Source organism: Streptomyces sp. NPDC007189, from assembly GCF_040703635.1.
In the GTDB taxonomy this organism is placed as follows: domain Bacteria; phylum Actinomycetota; class Actinomycetes; order Streptomycetales; family Streptomycetaceae; genus Streptomyces.
This window is the reverse complement of record NZ_JBEYEY010000013.1, coordinates 69531-86881: the sequence shown is the minus strand read 5'-3', so window position 1 is coordinate 86881 and position 17351 is coordinate 69531. Positions and strand designations below refer to the sequence as shown.

Annotated in this window: 14 protein-coding genes; 12 read left to right on the top strand and 2 right to left on the bottom strand. The window is 72.5% G+C overall.

The window, feature by feature from the left end:
- Window positions 1-225: 225 nt before the first annotated feature.
- The 8 genes from AB0950_RS25360 to AB0950_RS25325 are packed head-to-tail and all read left to right on the top strand — an operon-like array spanning window position 226 to window position 10226.
- The gene (locus AB0950_RS25360; protein ID WP_366779472.1) at window positions 226-1020 is read left to right on the top strand and encodes a TIGR03084 family metal-binding protein; all 795 of its coding nucleotides are present in this window, start codon (window positions 226-228) and stop codon (window positions 1018-1020) included.
- Window positions 1017-2693 carry an acyclic terpene utilization AtuA family protein gene (locus AB0950_RS25355; RefSeq protein WP_360160179.1) on the top strand — a complete coding sequence of 559 codons (1677 nt, stop codon included), beginning with the start codon at window positions 1017-1019 and terminating at the stop codon, window positions 2691-2693. The genes AB0950_RS25360 and AB0950_RS25355 overlap by 4 nt, the downstream gene beginning before the upstream one ends.
- Window positions 2690-4288 carry a carboxyl transferase domain-containing protein gene (locus AB0950_RS25350; protein ID WP_360160178.1) on the top strand — a complete coding sequence of 533 codons (1599 nt, stop codon included), beginning with the start codon at window positions 2690-2692 and terminating at the stop codon, window positions 4286-4288. Before AB0950_RS25355 ends, AB0950_RS25350 begins: the two co-directional genes overlap by 4 nt.
- Window positions 4289-4293: 5 nt before the next feature.
- Window positions 4294-6141, top strand: coding sequence for a biotin carboxylase N-terminal domain-containing protein (locus AB0950_RS25345; RefSeq protein ID WP_360575425.1), 1848 nt, complete (start codon window positions 4294-4296; stop codon window positions 6139-6141).
- A 7-nt stretch (window positions 6142-6148) separates the two neighbouring features.
- Window positions 6149-7309: an acyl-CoA dehydrogenase gene (locus AB0950_RS25340; RefSeq protein WP_360160176.1), complete on the top strand. Its 1161-nt coding sequence runs from the start codon at window positions 6149-6151 to the stop codon at window positions 7307-7309.
- A 21-nt stretch (window positions 7310-7330) separates the two neighbouring features.
- Window positions 7331-8902: a 4-coumarate--CoA ligase family protein gene (locus AB0950_RS25335; RefSeq protein WP_360575426.1), complete on the top strand. Its 1572-nt coding sequence runs from the start codon at window positions 7331-7333 to the stop codon at window positions 8900-8902.
- The gene (locus tag AB0950_RS25330) at window positions 8899-9633 is read left to right on the top strand and encodes an enoyl-CoA hydratase family protein (protein ID WP_360575427.1); all 735 of its coding nucleotides are present in this window, start codon (window positions 8899-8901) and stop codon (window positions 9631-9633) included. The genes AB0950_RS25335 and AB0950_RS25330 overlap by 4 nt, the downstream gene beginning before the upstream one ends.
- Window positions 9621-10226 carry a TetR/AcrR family transcriptional regulator gene (locus AB0950_RS25325; RefSeq protein WP_360160173.1) on the top strand — a complete coding sequence of 202 codons (606 nt, stop codon included), beginning with the start codon at window positions 9621-9623 and terminating at the stop codon, window positions 10224-10226. Before AB0950_RS25330 ends, AB0950_RS25325 begins: the two co-directional genes overlap by 13 nt.
- Before the next feature lie 54 nt (window positions 10227-10280).
- On the opposite strand, the gene AB0950_RS25320 is transcribed toward AB0950_RS25325, so the two are convergent.
- Window positions 10281-11381: a citrate synthase 2 gene (locus AB0950_RS25320; protein ID WP_360160172.1), complete on the bottom strand. Its 1101-nt coding sequence runs from the start codon at window positions 11379-11381 to the stop codon at window positions 10281-10283.
- Between the two features lie 165 nt (window positions 11382-11546).
- Between AB0950_RS25320 and pdxH the strand changes: the two genes are divergently transcribed.
- Window positions 11547-12233, top strand: a complete 687-nt coding sequence (gene pdxH / locus AB0950_RS25315) for a pyridoxamine 5'-phosphate oxidase (protein ID WP_366779471.1) — start codon at window positions 11547-11549, stop codon at window positions 12231-12233.
- 762 nt (window positions 12234-12995) lie between these two features.
- Window positions 12996-13751, top strand: coding sequence for an SIS domain-containing protein (locus AB0950_RS25310; protein ID WP_360160170.1), 756 nt, complete (start codon window positions 12996-12998; stop codon window positions 13749-13751).
- A 16-nt stretch (window positions 13752-13767) separates the two neighbouring features.
- On the opposite strand, the gene AB0950_RS25305 is transcribed toward AB0950_RS25310, so the two are convergent.
- Window positions 13768-15156 (bottom strand): PAS domain-containing protein, encoded by a 1389-nt coding sequence (locus tag AB0950_RS25305; protein ID WP_360160169.1) that lies wholly within the window; start codon window positions 15154-15156, stop codon window positions 13768-13770.
- 336 nt (window positions 15157-15492) lie between these two features.
- On the opposite strand from AB0950_RS25305, the gene AB0950_RS25300 reads away from it, so the two are divergent.
- Both AB0950_RS25300 and AB0950_RS25295 read left to right on the top strand, forming a co-directional pair.
- A complete protein-coding gene (locus tag AB0950_RS25300; protein WP_330339277.1) occupies window positions 15493-16185 on the top strand; it encodes a metal-dependent transcriptional regulator in 693 nt (230 codons plus the stop codon).
- Window positions 16186-16469: 284 nt separating this feature from the next.
- On the top strand, window positions 16470-17348 hold the full coding sequence (locus tag AB0950_RS25295) for an alpha/beta hydrolase (protein ID WP_366779470.1): 879 nt from the start codon (window positions 16470-16472) through the stop codon (window positions 17346-17348).
- The last annotated feature ends 3 nt before the right edge of the window (window positions 17349-17351 follow it).

The window sequence follows — 17351 nt, the reverse complement described above, 5'->3', positions numbered from 1 at the left end:
CGGCCGGCCCCGTGTGGTGGTGGAAGCGGTGGCCTGTCGGGCCGGTGACGCGGACGTGGCCCGGCTGACCGCGCCGGTCCTCCCGCCGGTCCGCGCCCTGCGCGGCACCTCGGAGCCGGTCGCCCGTGTGTCCGCCGGGGAGCGGTACGAGGGGCTCCGGAAAACCGTCCCACGAATCATGCAAGCACGCTTGATTGTTTCTCGGCCCCCTGTCATGCTCCCCCCATGGCCGACCCGACGCCCGTCATCGACGACCTGCGTGCCGAAAGCGACGAACTCGACCGGCTGGTGGCCGAGTTGGCGCCCGAGCGGTGGGCACTGCCCACCCCCGCCCCCGGCTGGAGCGTCGCCCACCAGATCGCCCATCTGCACTGGACCGACCGCTCGGCCCTGGTCGCCGTCACCGATCCGGACGCCTTCCATGCGCTGGTCGAGAAGGCTCTCGCCGCCCCCGACTCCTTTGTGGACGAGGGCGCCGAGGAGGGCGCCCGGCTCGCGCCCGCCGAGCTGCTGCGCGCCTGGCGCGAGGGGCGCGCCGCCCTGGACCGGGCCCTGCGCGACGCCCCGCCCGACGCCCGTTTCCCCTGGTACGGCCCGCCCATGTCGGCCGCCTCCATGGCCACCGCCCGCCTGATGGAGACCTGGGCCCACGGTCTGGACGTCGCCGAGGCCCTGGGTGTGGTCCGCCCACCCACCGACCGGCTCAGGCATGTGGCCCGACTCGGAGTGCGGACACGCGACTTCGCCTACACCGTGCACGGCCTCACCCCGCCGGCCGAGGAGTTCCGGGTGGAACTGACGGCACCGACCGGCGCGTTGTGGGCCTACGGCCCCGAGGGCGCGGACCAGTGCGTCACCGGTCCCGCCCTCGACTTCTGCCTCCTGGTCACCCAGCGCGCCCACCGCGCCGACCTCGCCCTGACCGCCGTCGGCCCGGACGCCGACCGCTGGCTGGACATCGCGCAGGCCTTCGCGGGCCCGCCCGGCGGCGGCCGTCCGCCGAAGGGGGCGGAGCGGTGAAGGCCCTGCGCATAGGCAACTTCTCCGGCTTCTACGGCGACCGCGCGGACGCCCTGCGCGAGATGCTCACCGGCGGCGAGGTCGACGTCCTCACCGGCGACTACCTCGCCGAACTCACCATGCTGATCCTCGCCCGCGACCGGCTGAAGGACCCCGGCGCCGGGTACGCCCGCACCTTCCCGCGCCGGCTGGAGGACTGCCTCGGCCTCGCCCACGAACGCGGGGTGAAGATCGTCACCAATGCGGGTGGGCTCAATCCCGCCGGACTGGCAGCGTCAGTGCGCAAGTCGGCGGACCGGCTCGGGATTCCGGTCAGGGTCGCGCACGTCGAGGGTGACGACCTCACCACCCGTCACCCCGGTGCCCTCGCTGCCCACGCCTACCTCGGCGGGTTCGGCATCGCGGAGTGCCTGCGGGCCGGCGCGGACATCGTCGTCACCGGGCGCGTGACCGACGCGGCCCTGGTCACCGGGCCCGCCGCCGCCCACTTCGGCTGGGGGCCGGGGGAGTACGACCGGCTCGCGGGGGCCGTCGTCGCCGGGCACGTGCTGGAGTGCGGGACCCAGGCCACCGGTGGCAACTACGCGTTCTTCCGGGAGGGCGACGTACGCCGGCCCGGGTTCCCGCTCGCCGAGATCCATGCCGACGGCAGCAGCGTCATCACCAAGCACCCCGGCAGCGGCGGGTTCGTCGACGTCGGCACGGTCACCGCGCAGCTGCTGTACGAGACCGGGGGCGGCCGGTATGCCGGACCCGATGTCACCGCCCGGCTGGACACCGTACGGCTGAGCCAGGACGGGCCGGACCGGGTGCGGATCGAGGGCGTGCGGGGGGAGGCGCCGCCGCCGACGCTGAAGGTCGGGCTCAACCGGCTCGGCGGATTCCGCAACGACGTCGTCTTCGTCCTCACCGGCCTCGACGTCGAGGCCAAGGCCGGCCTGGTGCGCGAGCAACTCTCCGACGCGCTCGCCAAGTCGCCGCCCGCCGAGGTGCGGTGGGAACTCGTCCGCACCGACCGGGCCGACGCCGACACCGAGGAGACCGCGAGCGCCCTGCTGCGGCTCGTCGTACGGGATCCGGATGAGCGGGTCGTCGGGCGGGCGCTGAGCGGGGCCGCCGTGGAACTCGCGCTGGCCAGTTATCCCGGTTTCCATGTGCTGTCCCCACCGGGGAAGGGCTCCCCTTATGGGGTCTTCGAGGATGTGTACGTCCCCCATGGCGCCGTGGACCATGTGGCGGTCCTCCATGACGGACGGCGTATCCCGGTGGCGGCGCCCCAGGAGACCCGGCCCCTGGACGCCGTACCGGAACCCGCCCTCCCGGATCCCCTTCCGCCGGGGCCGGCCCGCCGGGCCCCCCTCGGCCTGGTCGCCGGGGCCCGCAGCGGGGACAAGGGCGGGAACGCGAACGTCGGTGTGTGGGCCCGCACCGACGAGGCGTGGCGGTGGCTCGCGCACGAGCTGACCGCCGAGCGGTTCCGGCAGCTGATCCCCGAGAGCCGGGACCTGCCCGTCACCCGGCATCTGCTGCCGAACCTGCGCGCGGTCAACTTCGTCGTCGAGGGCATCCTCGGCGCGGGGGTCGCCGCGCAGGCCCGTTTCGACCCGCAGGCCAAGGCCCTCGGCGAATGGCTGCGCTCCCGCCACCTGGACATCCCGGAGGTTCTGCTGTGACGGTCCTGCACACCTCCCTGGACCCCGCGAGCCCCGACTACCGGGCCAACCGCGAGGCCATGCTCGGCAAGCTCGCCGCGCTCGACGCCGAGCACGCCAAGGCCCTCGCGGGCGGCGGAGAGAAGTACGTCGAGCGGCACCGGAAGCGCGGCAAGCTGCTCGCACGGGAGCGGATCGAGCTGCTGCTCGACCCGGACACACCCTTCCTGGAGCTGTCCCCGCTGGCGGCCTGGGGGAGTGACTACACGGTCGGCGCCTCCCTCGTCACCGGCATCGGCGTGGTCGAGGGCGTGGAGTGCCTGATCACCGCCAACGACCCGACCGTGCGCGGCGGCGCCAGCAACCCGTGGAGCCTGAAGAAGGCCCTGCGGGCGAACGACATCGCCCTCGCCAACCGGCTGCCCTGCATCAGCCTGGTGGAGTCCGGCGGCGCCGACCTGCCGTCCCAGAAGGAGATCTTCATCCCGGGCGGCGCCATCTTCCGCGACCTGACCCGGCTCTCCGCCGCCGGGATCCCGACGATCGCGGTCGTCTTCGGCAACTCCACCGCCGGCGGCGCCTACATCCCCGGCATGTCCGACCACGTGATCATGGTCAAGGAGCGGGCGAAGGTCTTCCTCGGCGGGCCGCCGCTGGTGAAGATGGCCACCGGCGAGGAGAGCGACGACGAGTCCCTGGGCGGCGCCGAGATGCACGCGCGCGTGTCGGGTCTCGCCGACTACTTCGCCGTCGACGAGCCGGACGCGCTGCGGCAGGCGCGGCGGGTGGTGGCCCGCCTGAACCACCGCAAGGCGTACCCGGATCCGGGCCCCGCCGAGCCGCCCAAGCACGACCCGGAGGAGCTGCTGGGCATCGTCCCCGGCGACCTGAAGACCCCCTTCGACCCGCGTGAGGTCATCGCGCGGATCGTGGACGGCTCCGACTTCGACGAGTTCAAGCCGCTGTACGGGACCAGCCTGGTCACCGGCTGGGCCGCCCTGCACGGCTACCCCGTCGGCATCCTCGCCAACGCCCAGGGCGTGCTGTTCAGCGCGGAGTCGCAGAAGGCCGCCCAGTTCATCCAGCTCGCCAACCAGCGCGACATCCCGCTGCTGTTCCTGCACAACACCACCGGCTACATGGTCGGCAAGGAGTACGAGCAGGGCGGGATCATCAAGCACGGCGCCATGATGATCAACGCGGTCGGCAACAGCAGGGTCCCGCACCTGTCCGTGCTCATGGGCGCCTCCTACGGCGCCGGGCACTACGGCATGTGCGGGCGCGCCTACGACCCCCGCTTCCTGTTCGCCTGGCCCAGCGCCAAGTCCGCCGTGATGGGCCCGCAGCAGCTGGCCGGCGTGCTCTCCATCGTCGCCCGGCAGTCGGCGGCGGCCAAGGGACAGCCGTACGACGAGGACGCGGACGCCGCCCTGCGCGCCATGGTGGAGCAGCAGATCGAGTCCGAGTCGCTGCCGATGTTCCTGTCCGGGCGGCTGTACGACGACGGCGTCATCGACCCCCGCGACACCCGCACCGTCCTCGGCCTGTGCCTGTCCGCCCTCCACACCGCCCCCTTCGAGGGCGCGCGCGGCGGCTTCGGCGTCTTCCGGATGTGAGGAACATGATCCAGACACTGCTGGTCGCCAACCGGGGCGAGATCGCCTGCCGGATCGTCCGCACCTGCCGCGCGGCGGGGATCCGGACGGTCGCCGTGCACTCGGACGCGGACGACAACGCGCTCCACACGCGCGTGGCCGACACGGCGGTACGGCTGCCGGGCGCGGCCCCCGCGGAGACGTACCTGCGCGGCGACCTGATCGTGAAGGCCGCCCTCGCCGCCGGCGCGGACGCCGTGCACCCCGGCTACGGCTTCCTGTCGGAGAACGCCGACTTCGCCCGCGCCGTCCTCGGCGCCGGGCTGACCTGGATCGGCCCGCCCCCCGAGGCCATCGAGGCGATGGCGTCCAAGACCCGGGCCAAGCGCCTGATGGGGCTCGAACCCCTGACCGACGTCACCGAGGCCGACCTGCCGGTGCTGGTGAAGGCGGCAGCCGGCGGCGGAGGGCGCGGCATGCGGATCGTGCGCCGCCTGGACGAGCTGAGCGCCGCACTGGAGGGCGCGCGCGCCGAGGCCACAAGCGCCTTCGGCGACGGCGAGGTCTTCGCCGAGCCCTACCTGGAGCACGGCCGCCACGTCGAGGTGCAGATCCTCGCCGACACCCACGGCACCGTCTGGGCCCTCGGCACCCGCGACTGCTCCCTCCAGCGCCGCCACCAGAAGGTGATCGAGGAGGCCCCGGCGCCCGGCCTGACCGACGCGCTCACCGAGGAGCTGCACACGCTGGCCGTACGCGCCGCGCGCGCCGTCGACTACGTCGGCGCCGGCACCGTCGAGTTCCTCGTCGCCGACGGCCGCGCCCACTTCCTGGAGATGAACACCCGCCTCCAGGTCGAACACCCTGTCACGGAAGAGGTGTTCGGTCTCGACCTGGTCGCCGAGCAGATCCGCATCGCGGAAGGCCACGCCCTCGACGAACAACCGCCACGCGCGCGCGGCCACGCCATCGAGGCCCGCCTGTACGCCGAGGACCCCGCCCACGACTGGGCCCCGCAGACCGGCACCCTGCACCGCCTCGCCGTACCGGCCGGCGTCCGCCTGGACACCGGCTACACCGACGGCGACACCATCGGTGTCCACTACGACCCCATGCTCGCCAAGGTGATCGCCCACGCGCCCACGCGCGCGGAGGCCGTCCGCCGGCTCGCCGGAGCACTGGAGAGCGCGGAGATCCACGGCCCGGCCACCAACCGCGACCTGCTCGTCCGCTCCCTGCGCCACGAGGAGTTCACCGCGGCCCGCATGGACACCGGCTTCTACGACCGCCACCTCACCGCACTGACCGAGCCCGCCCCCGACCCCTACGCGCCGCTCGCCGCCGCCCTCGCCGACGCCCACGGCCGCTCCCGCTTCGGCGGCTGGCGCAACCTGCCCGCACAGCCGCAGGTCAAGCGGTACGCGATGGCGGGACAGGAGCACCAGGTCCGCTACCGGCACACCCGCGAGGGCCTCGCGGCCGACGGGGTGCGGGTCCTGCACGCCGACGCACGCCTCGTCGTCCTCGACGTGGACGGCGTCGAGCGCCGGTACACGGTGACGGCGTACGGCGACGAGGTCCACGTGGGCGCCACCCGCCTCACCGCCCTGCCCCGCTTCCCCGACCCCACCGCCCAGCTCGCACCCGGGTCCCTGGTGGCCCCGATGCCCGGCACGGTCGTCCGCGTCGCCGAGGGCCTGGAGGAAGGGGCGGCCGTCCAGGCGGGCCAGCCCCTGATCTGGCTGGAGGCGATGAAGATGCAGCACCAGATCTCGGCGCCGGTCACCGGCGTGCTCAGCAGTCTGCGGGCGAAGACCGGTCAGCAGGTGGAGCCGGGAACGCTGCTCGCCGTCGTGCAGGAACCCTCTTCCTAGGAGCCCCATGTCTCCCGTCATCGAAACCGAAGAGCACACAGCCCTCCGCTCCGCCGTGGCGGCCCTCGGCAAACGCTACGGCCGCGACTACCTGGTCCAGGCCGTCGCCGAAGGAAAGCCGCCCGCCGAACTCTGGTCCGAGGCGGGCAAACTCGGCTACCTCGGCGTCAACCTCCCCGAGGAGTACGGCGGCGGGGGCGGCGGCATCACCGAACTCTCCATCGTCCTGGAAGAGTTGGGCGCCACCGGCTCCCCCCTCCTCATGCTGATCGTCTCCCCGGCCATCTGCGGCACCGTGATCTCCCGCTTCGGCACGGAGGAACAGAAACGCGCCTGGCTCCCCGGAATAGCCGACGGCACCCGCCTCATGGCCTTCGGCATCACCGAACCCGACGCCGGCTCCAACAGCCACCGCATCACCACCACCGCCCGCCGCGACGGCGCCGACTGGCTCCTCACCGGCCGCAAGGTCTTCATCTCCGGCGTCGACATCGCCGACGCCGTCCTGATCGTCGGCCGTACCGAGGACGCCCGCACCGGACGCCTCAAGCCCTGCCTGTTCATCGTCCCCACCGACGCCGAGGGCTTCCAGAAACGGCCCATCGACATGGAACTCCGCGCCGCGGAGAAGCAGTTCGAGCTGGTCCTGGACGACGTACGGCTCCCCGCCGAAGCACTCGTCGGCGACGAGGACGCCGGTCTGCTGCAGCTGTTCGCCGGACTGAACCCCGAGCGGATCATGACCGCCGCCTTCGCCATCGGCATGGGCCGCTACGCGCTCTCCAAGGCCATCGAGTACGCCCGCGACCGCACCGTCTGGAAGACCCCCATCGGCGCCCACCAGGCCATCGCCCACCCGCTCGCGCAGGCCCACATCGACCTCGAACTGGCCCGGCTGATGATGCAGAAGGCGGCCCACCTCTACGACACCGGCGACGACATCGGCGCGGGCGAGGCCGCCAACATGGCCAAGTACGCGGCCGGGGAAGCCTGCGTGAAAGCCGTCGACCAGGCCGTGCACACCCTCGGCGGCAACGGGCTCACGCGCGAGTTCGGGCTCGCCTCGCTGATAACGGCCGCGCGCGTGGCTCGTATCGCACCGGTGAGCCGGGAGATGATTCTCAACTACGTCTCCCACCAGACCCTCGGTCTGCCCAAGTCGTACTGAGCCCAGCCGCCTGGAGGAACCGTGTTCCGCAGCGAGTACGCAGACGTCCCGCCCGTAGAACTCCCCATCCACGAAGCCGTCCTGGGCCACGCCGCCGCGTTCGGCGACCGCCCCGCCCTGATCGACGGCACGGACGGCACCACGCTCACGTACGAGCAGATGGACCGGTTCCACCGGCGCATCGCCGCCGGACTCGCCGACGCGGGCGTCCGCAAGGGCGACGTCCTCGCCCTGCACAGCCCCAACACCGTCGCCTTCCCGGCCGCCTTCTACGCCGCCACCCGCGCGGGCGCCTCCGTCACCACGGCCCACCCGCTCGCCACCCCCGAAGAGTTCGCCACACAACTCGGCGACAGCGGCGCCCGCTGGATCGTCACCGTCTCACCCCTGCTGGAAACGGCCCGCCGCGCCGCCGAACTCGCCGGCTGCATAAAAGAGATCTTCGTGTGCGACAGCGCACCCGGACACCGCTCCCTCATCGACATGCTCGCCACCACCGCCCCCGAACCGCAGCCCGGCATCGACCCCGCCGAGGACGTCGCCGCACTGCCGTACTCCTCCGGCACCACCGGAATCCCCAAGGGCGTGATGCTCACCCACCGGCAGATCGCCACCAACCTCGCCCAGCTCGAACCCGCCGTCCCCGCCGGACCCGGCGACCGCATCCTCGCCGTCCTGCCGTTCTTCCACATCTACGGCCTCACCGCCCTCATGAACGCCCCCCTGCGCAAGGGCGCCACCGTCGTCGTCCTGCCCCGCTTCGACCTGGAGACCTTCCTCGCCGCCATCGACAACCACCGCATCACCGGCCTGTACGTCGCCCCGCCGATCGTCCTCGCCCTCGCCAAGCACCCGGCGGTCGCCCGCTACGACCTGTCCTCCCTGAAGTACGTCATCAGCGCCGCCGCCCCCCTCGACGCCGCCCTCGCCCGCGCCTGCTCCCAACGGCTCGGCCTGCCCCCGATCGGCCAGGCCTACGGCATGACGGAACTCTCCCCGGGCACCCACGTCGTCCCCCTCGACCGCCTCCACGACGCCCCCGCCGGCACCGTCGGCAGACTCATCGCCGGCACCGAGATGCGCATCGTCTCCCTCGACGACCCCGGCAAGGACCTCGGCACCGGCGAGTCCGGCGAGATCCTCATCCGCGGCCCCCAGGTCATGAAGGGCTACCTCGGCCGCCCCGACGCCACCGCCGCCCTGATCGACGCCGACGGCTGGCTGCACACCGGCGACGTCGGACACGTCGACGCCGACGGCTGGCTCTACGTCGTCGACCGGGTCAAGGAACTCATCAAGTACAAGGGCTTCCAGGTGGCCCCCGCCGAACTCGAGGCCCTGCTGCTCACCCACCCCGGCATCGCCGACGCCGCCGTCATCGGCTCCCGCAACGACGACGGCAACGAGATCCCGCACGCCTTCGTCGTCCGCCGCGCCGGCACCGCCGACACACTGACGGAGAACGAGATCATGCTCCACGTCGCCGAACGCGTCGCACCCTACAAACGGATCCGCCAGGTCACCTTCATCGACACCGTCCCCCGCGCCGCCTCCGGCAAGATCCTCCGCCGGGAACTGAGGGAGCACCCGTGACCCCGATCAGCCGCACACGCGCGCGTGCCGTCGAAACCCTCAGCCTCGACGCCGTGGACACCCGCAACGCCCTCTCCGCCGCCCTCGTCACCGGCCTCGCCGCCGCCCTCACCGACTGCGGCAAGGACCCCGACGTACGCGCCGTCGTCCTCACCCACACCGGCACCACCTTCTGCGCCGGCGCCGACCTGCGCGACCCACCCGACCCCGACGCCCTGGTCGCCCTGCTCCGGCAGATCACCGAACTGCCCAAACCCGTCGTCGCCCGGATCACCGGACACGTCCGCGCCGGCGGCCTCGGCCTGCTGGCCGCCTGCGACATCGCCGCCGCCTCCACCACCGCCACCTTCGCCTTCACCGAGGTCCGCATCGGCGTCGCCCCCGCCGTGATCTCCCTGCCCGTCATCCCCCGCACCGACCCCCGCGCCCTCGCCCGCTACTACCTCACCGGCGAACGCTTCGACCCCGCCGAAGCCGTACGCCTCGGCCTGCTCACCACCACCGCCGACGACGTGGACGACGCCCTCGCCCCCATCCTCGACGGACTGCGCCGCTCCTCCCCACAGGCCCTGGCCGAGACGAAACGGCTGCTCACGGCTAGGGTGCTGGAGACATTCGACCGGGACGCGGCGGACCTCACCGCCCTGACGGCCCGGCTGTTCTCCTCCGACCAGGCCAGGGAGGGGATGACGGCCTTCCTGGAAAGACGGGACGCGGCATGGGTGGTGTGAGTACGGCGGAACGCGATCGCGTGCCCAAGCAGGACCGCAGCCGGGCCACCCGGCAGCGGCTCCTGGAGGCCGCCGTGGCCTGCCTGGCCGAACACGGCTGGGCGGGCTCCACCGTCGCCGTCGTCGCCGAACGCGCCGGCGTCTCCCGCGGCGCCGCCCAGCACCACTTCCCCACCCGCGAGGACCTGTTCACCGCCGCCGTCGAGTACGTCGCCGAACAGCGCTCCACCGCGCTCAGGGAACTGTTCCCGCAGGGCCCCGCCGACCGCCACGCCGTCGTCAGCGCCCTGGTCGACCTCTTCACCGGCCCCCTCTTCCGCGCCGCCCTGCACCTGTGGGTCGCCGCCTCCAACGAGGACCAGCTGCGCACCCGCGTCACCGAACTCGAAGCCCGCGTCGGCCGCGAGACCCACCGCATCGCCGTCGAACTCCTCGGCGCCGACGAGACCCGCCCCGGCGTCCGCGAAACCGTCCAGGGCCTCCTCGACATGGCCCGCGGCCTCGGCCTCGCCAACCTCCTCACCGACGACACCGCCCGCCGCGCACGCGTCGTGACCCAGTGGGCCGCCCTCATCGAAGACGCCCTGCGCTGAGCCCCATGGAAGGCAGGGCCCGCCTTTCAGGGCCCGCACTCCACAGCGCCCCGCTCAGTGGGCGATATCCGCATAACCCTCGATGTCCCGCGGACTGCGCGGCCCCGGCCCCACATACCGAGCCGAAGGCCGCACCAGCCGCCCCGTCCGCTTCTGCTCCAGAACGTGCGCCGACCACCCCGCCGTACGCGCACACGTGAACATCGACGTGAACATGTGCGCCGGCACCTCGGCGAAGTCCAGCACGATCGCCGCCCAGAACTCCACGTTCGTCGCCAGCACCCGATCCGGCCGCCGGTTGTGCAGCTCCTCCAGCGCGGCCTTCTCCAGCGCCTCGGCGACCTCGAACCGCGGCGCCCCCAGCTCCCGCGCCGTACGCCGCAGCACCCGCGCCCGCGGATCCTCCGCCCGGTACACCCGGTGCCCGAACCCCATCAGCCGCTCACCCCGGTCCAGGGCGCCCTTGACGTACGCCTCCGCGTCCCCGGTCCGCTCGATCTCCTCGATCATCCCCAGCACCCGCGACGGCGCACCCCCGTGCAGCGGCCCGGACATCGCGCCCACGGCCCCCGACAGCGCGGCCGCGACATCCGCGCCGGTGGAGGCGATGACCCGCGCGGTGAACGTCGAGGCGTTCATCCCGTGCTCCGCGGCGGACGTCCAGTACGCGTCCACGGCGGCGACATGCTTCGGATCCGGCTCACCCCGCCACCGGATCATGAACCGCTCCACCACCGACTTCGCCTTGTCGATCTCCCGCTGCGGCACCATCGGCAGACCCTGCCCGCGCGCGGACTGGGCGACGTACGACAGCGCCATGACGGCAGCCCGCGCCAGATCCTCCCGCGCCTGCTGCTCGTCGATGTCGAGCAGCGGCTTCAGACCCCACACCGGGGCCAGCATGGCCAGCGCCGACTGCACGTCCACCCGGATGTCACCGGAGTGGACCGGGATCGGGAACGGCTCGGCGGGCGGCAGGCCCGGATTGAAGGCACCGTCGACCAGCAGCCCCCACACGTTCCCGAACGAGACGTGACCGACCAGGTCCTCGATGTCGACGCCCCGGTAGCGCAGGGCGCCGCCCTCCTTGTCCGGCTCGGCGATCTCCGTCTCGAACGCGACGACTCCCTCGAGTCCGGGTACGAAATCGGACATCAGGCGGCTCCTTGAGATGGTTCGGCGGCGGTCACCCCGGTGATGCCCCGTTCGACCGGTGGTCACCCAAACCGCAAGGGACCAGCACGATAACCCCCCGTGCCAGACTTGGGGAGCCCGTACGACACTGAGTGCCAGTGGCGTTCGATACGGCAAGATGACCGCGTGACCGACCGCGAACCCCTCCTGGACCCCGCCCTCGACCCCGCCGCCATGCGCAAGCAGTACCGCGCGGAGGGCCTCGCCGAACAGGACCTCGCCACCCACCCCATGGACCAGTTCGCCCGCTGGTTCGAGGACGCGGCACGGGCCGTGCTGCACGCCACGATCTACGAGCCCAACGCGATGATCGTCTCCACCGCGGACGCGGCCGGCCGCCCCAGCTCGCGCACGGTCCTGATGAAGCACTTCGACACCGAGGGCTTCGTCTTCTACACCAACTACGGCTCCCGCAAGGCCCGCGACATCGCCGAGAACCCGCACGTCGCCCTGCTCTTCCCCTGGCACCCGCTCGCCCGCCAGGTCATCGTCACCGGCACCGCCCACCGCACCGGCCGCGACGAGACCGCCGCCTACTTCCGCACCCGCCCGCACGGCTCCCAACTGGGCGCCTGGGCCAGCGCCCAGTCCTCCGTGATCGCCTCCCGCACCGAACTGGACACCGCCTACGCCGAGCTTCAGGCCCGCTACCCCGAGGACGAACAGGTCCCGGTCCCCCCGCACTGGGGCGGCTTCCGCGTCACCCCGGAGACGATCGAGTTCTGGCAGGGCCGAGTGAACCGCCTCCACGACCGCCTGCGCTACACCGCCCGGCCCGACGGCACCTGGCAGGTCGAACGCCTAGCCCCCTGACAGCCCCGAAAACGCAGACGACCCGCGGGCTGGGTTCCTCGAGGAGGAGCCGGCCGGACGTACCGGCAGCCCGCGGGTCGGGTGACTGCTTGGGATTGGGCCGGCTGCACGCCTCTTTCGCGTGCTGGTCCGGCACCGCACTGGGTGTGGTGGCGAGCCGCTAGCCCGCAGCCACCTCGCGCGTCCGGGTTTCACTCATGTACCGGATCACCTCCTTTCGTACGTAGGGCACAGCCTAAGAAGCGGTCGGGGAGGACTCAACTGTTTTTCGGAGATGCCGGCGAAGGCCTTCCGGCCGGACGTCGTAGCCGTACCCGTCGCCCCGCTGGATCAGCCGCAGACTCCAGTAACAGACGTTGAACCGGCCGAGCGGCGTGCTGAGGCTGTGCTGGCCCCTTGCCCGGACGCAGATGCGTCCGACCCACGTGCCTTTCCACTTCCCGGAGGGACGACTGCACGCACGAGGTCTCCGGTGACGTACCCGAAGTGCTGCTTCTTGCGAGCCCGCTGCAGCCGTGGGAAGCCGAAGCGATCCGGCGTGGTGCGGGCGTATGAGCCTCGGCCGGTGGCCTTGACGACCAGGACCCGGTCTGGAGCGCGGACGATCTCTTCGCCGCCGTCGCGACCAAGATGACCGACGCACAGCGCATCTCTCGGATTGCCCGAACGTGCGACCGGTGCTGGTGCCGGCCCCCGTATTGACACCGCACTGGTCCAGACCGCACCGTGATCCGCGACACAGACGTTGCGAAGGGGCACCGCATGAGCGACGGCACGCCTGCCGACCTGTTCTTCGACGCCGCGATCGGTCTGCTGCAACGGGTGCGGGAGGAGGAGAGCGAGGCGATCGGCGCGGCGGGGAACCTGCTCGCCGACACCGTCGCTGCGGGTGGGCGGCTGTTCGCGTTCGGGGCGGGGCACTCCTCGCTGGCCGCGCAGGACGTCGTCTACCGGGCCGGCGGGCTGGCGCTGATGAACCTGCTCGCCGTTCCCGGCGTCGTCGGGGTCGACGTCATCCCGGCCACCCTCGGTTCCGCGCTCGAGCGTGTCGACGGGCTGGCGAGTGCCGTCCTGGACACCTCGCCGGTGCGGGCCGGAGACGCCTTGGTGATCATCTCGCTGTCCGGCCGCAACGCGCTGCCCGTGGAGATGGCGCTGAACGCCCGCGCCCTCGGTGTGAAGGTCATCGGCGTCACGTCGGTGGCGTACGCCGCGCAGACCACCTCCCGGCACTCCTCCGGCACCTTCCTGAAGGACCACTGCGACATCGTCCTGGACTCGAAGATCGCCGTCGGGGACGCGGAGTTGACGCTCGACACCATCCCGGCGCCCTTCGCCCCGGCGTCCACGGTCGTCACCACCGCCCTGATGCAGGCGGTGATGGCGACGGCCGCCGCCGCCCTCGCCGACCGCGGGATCGAGCCGCCGCTGCTGCGCTCCGGCAACGTGGACGGCGGGCACGAGTGGAACGGCCGTGTGATGCGGGAGTACGGCGACCGGATCTTCTACCGGCGCTGAGCGGCCGCAGCCCCCGTCAGGCGTCCCGCAGCGCGTCCGCCAGGTCCAGTTCCGCGGCGATGCGGGCCGCCACGTCCTCCGCGTAGCCGGTGTCGGTCCGCTCGAAGCGGGTGCGGCCGGCTCCGCGCAGGAAGGTCACCACGCCGAGCGTCCGCCCGCGGCTGCGCAGCGCCGCGCACAGGGCGTGCGCCGCGTCGTCGGGCCACTGCCGGGCCAGCGCCCAGTCGCGGGCCGCTTCCGCGGAGACCGGCCCGGCGTCCGCGCGCACGGTCCCGGCCCGCTCGACGCACTGCAGCGCCGGGTGCCCCGGCTCGTAGCGCACGGGCAGTCCGGCCGCGCCGGTGAGGAGGCTCGGCCCCGGCGCTCCGGCGGGTGTCGCAGCCAGCCGTACCAGCCGTACGGCGCCCTCCTCGCCGTCCTTGCGCGCGGGCCGGGCCACGCGGTCGATCAGCGCGTGGTCGGCGAAGCCGGCGAGGGCGAAGTCGAGGTGGACGACGGCCGCCTCGGCGGGGTCCTCGCACTCGGCGGCGGCGCGCGCGGCCCGGTGCAGCTGGTTGGTGCGGAACCGCAGCAGGGACGCTTCCTGTTCGCTCTGCTTGGACTCGGTGACGTCCTGGAACAGCCAGCCGACGCCGAGCGGCACCGGTTCCTCCGCGAGCGGCGAGGAGAGCCGGACGAATCCGTTGCGCCAGCAGCGCCGCTTCTGCCCCTCCCGGGTGCGTACGCTCACCCACATCTCGGCCGGCGCCGGTGGCGCGCCCTCGCTCAGCACGTGGGTGAGCGCGGCCTCCAGCTCCTCGACTCCTTGGGCGAGGAGTTCGCCGAGCGGCCGGCCCAGCGCGGAGGTGCGTCCGATGCCGAGGGCGCGGGCCGCGTGCGCGTTGACGACGGCGGGCCGCAGGTCGGCGTCGATGAGGACGACGCCCCAGGCCGCGTCCTCGAACAGCGCCTCGCTCAGCGCGATGGAGCGTTCCAGGTCGATCTGGGCGTGCACCTCGCTGAAGGCGCAGTAGACGCCGGCGGGCTTGCCGTCGGGTCCGCGTACGGCGGCGGACTGGGTGCGCACCAGTACGCGGCCGCCGTCCTTGGTGACCAGGGCGAACTCGTGCACCTGCCGTCCGGGTGCGTGCATCGCCGACATCAGCCGGGCCTGCACCTCTTCGGCGTCGGCGCTGCGCACCGCCCAGCCGGCGAACCCGTGCCGTCCGACCGCTTCGGCGGCCGTCCAGCCGAGGATCCGCTCGGCCTCCCTGTTCCAGTGGGTGACGACCCCGTCGGCGTCGAAGGCGCACAGGGCCGCGTCCATGCCGTCGAGCAGTGCGGCGAGCAGATCGGATCCCCCGGACTCGCCGGGGTCGTCCGGCCCCAGCTCGTCGGTGGTCCCACTCCGCCGGGAAGCACTCACCTGGACCCCCTGGAGGCTGCGTCGGCGCCGGTACGGCGCGCGGTTCGCTCACTTGCCTTCATTCAACTGGAACGTGACACAGCCCACACGCTGTTCCCGCAACTTCCCGGGAATCTTTCCCGCTCGACGGCAGGTCGACCCGTTCGCCGCGGGCTCCGTCGCGCACATACGGCCCGATCCGCGCAAAACCCGCGGCCCGTGCCGGGCCGGGGGTGCGGCTGCGCACGCGGGCCCCCGTTTTCCCGGTGGCCCCCGCTTGTCAGTGGGATCCGGCAGAATTGGTGTCAGGGCCAGCGCACGCGCCGGGCTGCCGGCAGAGGTAATCGAGGGGCACGTATGTCCGGACTGATCGACACCACGGAGATGTATCTCCGCACCATCCTCGAGCTCGAAGAGGAAGGCGTCGTCCCCATGCGCGCCCGCATCGCGGAGCGGCTGGACCAAAGTGGGCCGACGGTGAGCCAGACGGTGGCGCGCATGGAGCGCGACGGACTGGTGTCCGTGGCCAGCGACCGTCATCTGGAGCTGACCGACGAGGGCCGCAGGCTCGCCACGCGCGTGATGCGCAAGCACCGGCTGGCCGAGTGTCTGCTCGTCGACGTGATCGGCCTGGAGTGGGAGCAGGTGCACGCGGAGGCGTGCCGCTGGGAGCACGTGATGAGCGAGGCCGTCGAGCGGCGGGTGCTGGAGCTGCTGCGGCACCCGACCGAGTCGCCGTACGGCAATCCCATTCCGGGTCTGGAGGAGCTGGGCGAGAAGGACGGCGCCGACCCGTTCCTGGACGAGGGCATGGTCTCGCTGGCGGATCTGGATCCGGGTGCGGACGGCAAGACGGTCGTGGTCCGGCGGATCGGTGAGCCGATCCAGACGGACGCGCAGCTGATGTACACGCTGCGGCGCGCGGGTGTGCAGCCCGGTTCCGTGGTGAGCGTGACGGCGTCGGCCGGCGGTGTGCTGGTGGGCAGCGGCGGTGAGGCGGCCGAGCTGGAGGCGGACGTCGCCTCGCATGTGTTCGTCGCCAAGCGCTGAGCGGAGGTGAGCCCCGGCGCCTTGCGGCGCCGGGGCCTGTCCTCCCCTGTGCTGACCCGGAGCCCCGAGCTCTCAGGGTCATTCCCCTCGGACCGTTTTCCCCGAGCGGTCCGCCCTCCCGCCAGAAGAGATCCCCTCGGTGGCGGCGATCATTCCTTGAGGGGTGTCACTCGAATGAGGGGTGTTGTCCGCGGAGACGGATTTTTCGAATACGTATTCGATAGATTCGTGAGTACGGCAGTACACCGGTACGAGGCAGGCGGAGCTGGGGGGTACCAGGGCCCATGGCACGGCGTATCGACGTGACGGGAGCGGGTGGCGTGCGCCTGGCCGCCTGGGAGTTCGCGGACCCTCCGAAGACGGGACCGGAGGCGGGGGACGGCGGGACGCGTGCGGCGCCGGGCGTGCTGTTACTGCACGGCCTGATGGGCCGCGCCTCCCACTGGGCCTCCACCGCCCGCTGGCTCGCCGCGCGCCACCGCGCCGTCGCCCTCGACCAGCGCGGGCACGGTCAGAGCGAGAAGCCCCCACAGGCCGTCTACACCCGCGAGGCCTACGTCGAGGACGCCGAGGCCGCCCTCGAACAGCTCGGTCTCGCCCCCGCGCTCCTCATCGGCCACGCCATGGGCGCGCTGACCGCCTGGCAGCTCGCCGCGAAACGCCCCGACCTGGTCCGGGGCCTGATCATCTGCGACATGCGGGCCTCCGCGCTGGGGGCCGCCTCGCAGCGGGAGTGGGCCGACTGGTTCCGGGCCTGGCCCGCCCCCTTCGCCACGCTGGCCGACGTACGCAAGTGGTTCGGCGAGGACGATCCCTGGGTGGAGCGCCCGAATCCGGCGCGCGGAGAGTTCTACGCCGAGGTGATGCACGAGGGCGCCGACGGCTGGCGGCCGGTCTTCGAGCCGGAGCAGATGCTCAGGTCCCGGGAGACGTGGGTGTACGACGCGCACTGGGAGGAGCTGGCCCAGGTGCGCTGCCCGGCGCTGGTGGTGCGCGGGGTGGACGGCGAGCTGGGGCGGGCGGAGGCGCAGGAGATGGTGCGGGTGCTGCCGGCGGGGGAGTACGCCGAGGTCGCCGACGCCGGTCATCTCGCGCACTACGACATGCCGTTGGCCTGGCGGGCCGCCGTGGCGCCGTTCATCGACCGGGTGCTCGGGGATTGAGGG